Below are 6,240 nucleotides of genomic sequence, written 5' to 3'. Positions count from 1 at the left end.
TCCATAAAAAAATCCGATATCAGTTACCTGATACCGGATTTTGAAGCCTTAAAAAGATCGGTCAACCGATCATTAAATTCTTAACTGATCGGCATTAGCAACTAAGTGCGGTGTTTTTTTATTTTGATAGTGCGGATAAATTAAACGACCTGTTTAACACGCAGCTCTTTAGGTACTGCAAATTCCACATTTTCTTCGCGTCCAGCACGCTCAGAAGCTGAAACAGCACCCCACGCTTTGAGCTTGTTTACCACACCTTGCACTAACACTTCCGGTGCAGACGCGCCTGCAGTAACGCCAATATGCTCTACACCTTCTAGCCATTCCTCTTGAATGCAATTAGCGTCAGCAATCAAATACGCTTTTGCGCCAATTTTTTCAGCCAACTCGCGAAGACGGTTCGAGTTTGAGCTATTCTGTGCCCCAACAACCAGTAAAACCTGACAATCTTGGGCTAGGTCACGCACCGCGTCTTGGCGATTCTGCGTGGCATAGCAAATGTCGTCTTTTCTCGGACCATTGATTTTGGGGAACTTAGCGCGAAGTGCGTCAATAACATCGGCGGTATCATCAACAGACAGCGTAGTTTGGCTGCAATAATAAAGATTGGTCGGATCTTTAACTTCAAGCGTTGCCACATCAGCTTCAGATTCAACTAAATAAATACCGCCATCTTCGTTGCTGTACTGACCCATGGTGCCCTCTACTTCAGGGTGACCAGCATGACCAATCAAGATACATTCAGTACCCGTTTTGCTAGCGCGGGTAACTTCCATATGTACTTTCGTCACTAAGGGGCACGTGGCATCAAAGACCTTTAAACCGCGATTTTCCGCTTCTTTTCTTACCGCTTGCGATACGCCATGGGCAGAAAATATTACTATGCTGTCGTCTGGTACTTCGTGAAGCTCATCAACAAATAGCGCACCACGCTCACGTAGCCCATCTACCACAAATTTATTGTGTACCACTTCGTGGCGTACATAAATGGGCGGCTCGAACATTTCAAGCGCGCGTTCAACGATGGTGATAGCTCTATCAACGCCCGCGCAGAAGCCACGAGGGTTAGCTAAATGAATTTGCATAACTAGTTTCCACCTTGTGCTGACACGCCAGGTTTAACATCAATAATTTCAACGTCAAAGATAACCGTTTGCCCTGCTAGCGGGTGATTGAAGTCTACCGTAACAGAGTCTCCAGCAGCACTTCGAATAATCCCCGGAATCTCTGAACCGTCAGGCTGAGCAAACGCTAAAATCATGCCTTCCTCAACCTGTAAATCTGCACCAAAGCGGCTTCTATCCATATAGTGAATATTATTCGGATCGGACTGGCCGAATGCATCTTCAGGGCCTAATTTAAATGACTTTTTGTCACCTTTTTTAAGCCCAAGTAAACACGCTTCAAAATTCGGCGTAAGGCTACCGTCACCCATCACCATTTTGGCAGGTTTGTTGTTTACACGAGTACTGTCAGCGGCAGAGCCATCTTCTAGCTTTAAATCAAAGTGAAGAATAACTTCGTTATCAGCACCAATTATCAATGAGTCTGTCATAACCTTTCCGAATACTACTTAATGGTTTCGCTATTGTCCGCGGCACTGGCTCGCGCGTCTGCACCGTTCCCTTCACTTTTTTTGTCGCCATTTTTAAACATGTCGATAATAAGTAAGGCAGCGCCTATAAATATTGCGCTGTCAGCAATGTTAAACGCTGGCCAGTGGTAGTTGTTTACGTAAAAATCTAAGAAGTCGATGACATAACCATGGACTAAACGGTCGTAAACATTGCCTAATGCACCACCTAGAATAAAGGCAAACGCAACGGGCAGCATTTTTTGCGAACGGGGTGACTGCTTCAGCCACCACAAAATCACTACACTTACCACGACAGCAATGGCAGTGAAGAACCAGCGCTGCCAACCACCTGCATTTTCTAAAAAACTAAATGCGGCGCCGTAATTATGTACGTAAGTAAAGTTAAAAAACGGCAATACCTGTATCGACTGATACAACGACATACTGTCGATAACCGTGTACTTACTCCATTGGTCGAGGATAAACGCAATTGCGCTTATCCACAAAAAACGCAAGCCTGTTTCGCGAAAAAGCTTAAGCATAGTGGCGTTCTTCTCCATCACCGTCAATGTTTGTCACACAGCGACCACAAAGCTCTTCGTGACCTTCATGTGAGCCCACATCTTCACGGTGATGCCAGCAGCGAACACACTTTTCACCGCTTGCTTTATTAACGCTCAACCATAAACCTTCTACGTCTGTGGCTTTCGCATCAGACGGTGCACCGGCAACTTTCGTTAGCGTAACGCCTGATGTAATAAGTACGAAACGTAGCTCGTCTTCAAGCTTTGCAAGTACGTTGTACAACGACTCGGTAGCATAAAGCGAAATGCTCGCTTCTAGTGAGCCACCTAGCTCGCCATCTTTACGCGCCTGTTCCATCGCTTGGTTTGCCGCGTCTTTTACGCTTAGCACTTGATGCCATAGGGCATCGTTAAACGTGTCGCTTTGCGTGAAGTTATTAAACCCTTCGTACCAAGTTTCAGTGAATACAAACTCGCTGCGCTCACCTGGTAACGTTTCCCAGATTTCTTGTGCAGTAAAACTGGTAATAGGCGCCATCCAGCGAACCAATGCTTCAATGATATGATACATGGCCGTTTGGCATGAACGACGGGCTAGCCCATCTGCTTTAGCTGTGTACTGGCGGTCTTTAATCACGTCTAAATAGAATGAGCCCAGCTCAATTGAGCAGAAGTGCGTAAGCTTCTGTGACACTACCAGCAAGTCGTAGTTGTCATACGCTTCGATAAGCTCTTCTTGAAGTGCCTTAGCACGAGCAACAACCCAGCGGTCAAGCGCGACCATATCTTCTTCTGCAACCGCATCTTCAACCGAGAAACCGTTCAGGTTTGCTAGCAAGAAGCGTGCAGTGTTACGTACGCGGCGGTAGCCATCTGCAGCACGCTTTAAAATTTCATCCGATACCGCAATCTCGCCGCGATAGTCAGTAGATGCTACCCATAGACGAAGGATGTCTGCGCCTAATTTGTTAGTCACTTCCTGAGGCGCCACAACGTTACCTACCGACTTCGACATTTTTCTGCCGTGGGCATCTACCGTAAAGCCGTGTGTTAGCACTTCTTTATAAGGCGCGTGACCGTGCATGGCAGTTGATGACATAAGCGAAGACATAAACCAACCGCGGTGTTGGTCTGAACCTTCAAGATATAAATCGGCAGAGGCCGGGATATCATCGCGACGGTCTACAACGAAGTAATGCGTCACGCCTGAGTCAAACCAAACGTCTAGGGTATCGGTCACTTTTTCATAGTTGTCTAATTCGCTACCAAGCAGGGCTGCATCATCGAGATCCCACCACGCTTGAATGCCTTTAGCTTCAACTTCTTGTGCCACCTTTTCCATTAACGCCGCAGACTCTGGGTGGATTTCACCGGTAAGTTTGTGCACATACAAAGGAATAGGCACGCCCCACGTACGTTGACGTGAGATACACCAGTCTGGACGACCTTCAACCATCTTCTCAATGCGGTTTTGGCCCCAGTCCGGGATCCATTTGGTTTGCTTAATTTGTTCAAGTGATTCAGCGCGAAGGCCTTTTTTATCCATGCTGACAAACCACTGAGGCGTAGCGCGGAAGATGATTGGCGTTTTGTGGCGCCAGCAATGCGGGTAGCTGTGCTCGTATTTTACGTTTAGGACAAGGTTACCCTTCTCTTTAACCGTTTCGATAATTTCATCGTTGGCTTTAAATACAAACTGACCTGCAAACAGCGGTGTGTTTTCAAGGTACACGCCATTGTTGCCTACCGGATTGTACACTTCGATATCGTATTGCTTGCCCACGTTAAAGTCGTCAACACCATGAGCTGGCGCTGTGTGTACACAACCTGTACCAGACTCAGTCGTAACGTGGTCGCCTAGAATTAACGGAACTTCAAGGTCTAAGAATGGGTGATTAACTTTAAGCTTATCAAGCGCAGCACCAGTACAGGTTGCCACTTCGCGGAAATCTTCAACGCCGTAACGGTTCATGCAGCTTTCAAGCAGGTCCTGCGCTACCACTAGCCATTCATTTGAAGGCTGAACTTCAACAATCGCATAGGTAAGCTCTGGGTGTAAGCTGATTGCACGGTTGGCTGGCAGTGTCCACGGTGTGGTAGTCCAAATAACTACACCTGCTTTGTGTGTGGTTAAATCACCTTCAGACACACCAAACGCTTCTGCAATAGCAGCCACATCAGCTACTGGGAACTTAACGTCGATAGCCGGTGATACTTTGTCTTTGTATTCAACTTCTGCTTCAGCGAGTGCCGAACCACAATCTGTACACCAATGAACAGGTTTGAAGCCCTTTTCTAAGTGACCCGAGTCTACAATTTTACTTAATGCGCGAATGATGTCGGCTTCAGATTTGAAGTCCATCGTTTTGTATGGGTTATCCCATTCACCAAACACACCTAAGCGTTTAAAGTCAGCCATTTGGCCGTCAATTTGCTTTTGTGCGTATTCGCGACACTTCTGGCGAAATTCAGCCGCAGTAACTTTCTTACCTGGCTTACCAACTTTCTTTTCTACCATCAATTCAATCGGCAAACCGTGACAGTCCCATCCAGGAACGTACGGAGAATCGAAGTCAGAAAGGTTTTTTGACTTTACAATAATGTCTTTAAGAATTTTGTTAACCGCGTGACCAATGTGAATATCGCCATTTGCATAAGGAGGGCCATCGTGAAGAATAAATGGCTTTTTGCCTTTTTTCGCTTCACGAATTTTGCTGTATACCCCTCTTTCCTGCCAGTCTTTAAGCATTTTCGGCTCGCGCTGAGCAAGGTTACCGCGCATCGGGAACGCAGTTTCTGGAAGGTTCAGTGTGGCTTTGTAATCACTCATAAAATTGTATTATCCGGTTACCTTAATTTTCACCCAATGCACTAACACATTGTGAAGGCGATATTCATTTTGCGATGTTTAAATTAAAACGCTGAATGTAAAAGGTTCAACGTAAAACTGTGTGTCGCTCTTACTAGCGCAAGGCTGACATTATATGTTCTAGCACAGTGACTTACTTACGCGTTTCGCGAACAAGGATCCACGTTTAAAAAATCAAGCTCAATAAAATTAATACGCGCAGAAACTTTTCGTGACTTTATCACGTTTAACTATGCTAATAACAGACGCGCTTGTGCTGCATCTGCTTGAATTTGATTTTTCAACGCCTCAAAAGAATCAAATTTAATTTCATCTCTTATTTTTGCCATCGGAAACACCGTAATAGGCTTGCCGTATAGGTCAGATGACAAATCAAAAATATGGACTTCTAACTGGTTTCTTACCCCGTTAACAGTAGGACGGGTACCAATGTTCGCAACGCCGTTATAGTGTTTTCCATCTACGTCGACACGAACTGCGAACACGCCGTGAATTGGCGTTTTTTGGCGTTTTAGCATAACATTCGCGGTGGGAAAACCAATGGTGCGACCTTTTTTCTCGCCGTGAACCACCCTACCGTGAATAGCAAACGGGCGCCCTAGCATTTCGGTAGACAAACCAAAATCGCTGTCAGCCAATGCTTCTCGCACCGCGGTAGAGCTTATTCGATGGGCATGCATGGTAAAACTGTGGGTGCTTACTACTTCGAAACCATATTGGCGACCTGCCGCCTCAAGCATTTCGAAATCCCCTTTGCGGCCATTGCCAAAACGGAAATCGTCGCCAACAACAAGAAATCTAACACCCAGTTTGTCCACCAGTAAATCGTGGACAAAGGTATCGGCACTTTGCTTAGCAAACTCCGCGTTAAATCGCACAGCAAGCAGCCTGTCGACACCTTGTTGGCGCAGCAATTCGTACTTTTCGCGAAGAGGGCTTATACGCGCTGGTGCTTTATCGGGCATAAAGACTTCTTCAGGCTGCGGTTCGAACACCATTACGGTGGCAGGAAGTGATAGCGATTTCGCTTTTTCAAGCACGTTAGCCAACACAGCTTGATGACCACGGTGTACGCCGTCGAACTTGCCAATAGTGAGCACACACCCTTTATGGTGCGGTTTTACATTGTTTAGCCCGCGGATAAATTCCACTGTTAGCCACTACCTTTTAACTGCTAGAAAATCAAAGCTCGCGATTATAGCCGACCGCGAGCACAATACCAAGCACACGGGCCATTCTGACTCCATGCGCTATTTCGCATCTATTGAATA

Annotated in this window: 5 protein-coding genes; all 5 read right to left on the bottom strand. The window is 46.2% G+C overall.

The genetic code is table 11. The annotated features are described in order from the left end of the window. Nucleotides 1-140: 140 nt before the first annotated feature. Nucleotides 141-1,085 carry a 4-hydroxy-3-methylbut-2-enyl diphosphate reductase gene (gene ispH / locus MHN09_RS18180; protein ID WP_014977011.1) on the bottom strand — a complete coding sequence of 315 codons (945 nt, stop codon included), beginning with the start codon at nt 1,083-1,085 and terminating at the stop codon, nt 141-143. A 2-nt stretch (nt 1,086-1,087) separates the two neighbouring features. Beyond that, nucleotides 1,088-1,555, bottom strand: coding sequence for an FKBP-type peptidyl-prolyl cis-trans isomerase (fkpB, locus tag MHN09_RS18175; RefSeq protein ID WP_014950129.1), 468 nt, complete (start codon nt 1,553-1,555; stop codon nt 1,088-1,090). 14 nt (nt 1,556-1,569) lie between these two features. Continuing rightward, entirely contained in the window at nt 1,570-2,118 is a 549-nt protein-coding gene (gene lspA, locus MHN09_RS18170) for a signal peptidase II (protein ID WP_014977012.1), read from the bottom strand. Next, the gene (gene ileS / locus MHN09_RS18165) at nt 2,111-4,930 is read right to left on the bottom strand and encodes an isoleucine--tRNA ligase (RefSeq protein WP_239241661.1); all 2,820 of its coding nucleotides are present in this window, start codon (nt 4,928-4,930) and stop codon (nt 2,111-2,113) included. The genes lspA and ileS overlap by 8 nt, the downstream gene beginning before the upstream one ends. A gap of 269 nt (nt 4,931-5,199) precedes the next feature. Then, the gene (gene ribF / locus MHN09_RS18160; RefSeq protein ID WP_239241660.1) at nt 5,200-6,120 is read right to left on the bottom strand and encodes a bifunctional riboflavin kinase/FAD synthetase; all 921 of its coding nucleotides are present in this window, start codon (nt 6,118-6,120) and stop codon (nt 5,200-5,202) included. Nucleotides 6,121-6,240 lie beyond the last annotated feature (120 nt).

It is taken from the genome of Alteromonas sp. MmMcT2-5, from assembly GCF_022348315.1.
GTDB lineage: Bacteria > Pseudomonadota > Gammaproteobacteria > Enterobacterales > Alteromonadaceae > Alteromonas > Alteromonas macleodii.
Note: the sequence above shows the minus strand (reverse complement) of the source record. Positions and strands in the feature narration are given on the sequence as shown.

Bases quoted from the DNA above. Each gene is read 5' to 3' on its own strand.
- ispH (WP_014977011.1), bottom strand. From the start codon at position 1,085: ATGCAAATTCATTTAGCTAACCCTCGTGGCTTCTGCGCGGGCGTTGAT.
- fkpB (WP_014950129.1), bottom strand. From the start codon at position 1,555: ATGACAGACTCATTGATAATTGGTGCTGATAACGAAGTTATTCTTCAC.
- lspA (WP_014977012.1), bottom strand. From the start codon at position 2,118: ATGCTTAAGCTTTTTCGCGAAACAGGCTTGCGTTTTTTGTGGATAAGC.
- ileS (WP_239241661.1), bottom strand. From the start codon at position 4,930: ATGAGTGATTACAAAGCCACACTGAACCTTCCAGAAACTGCGTTCCCG.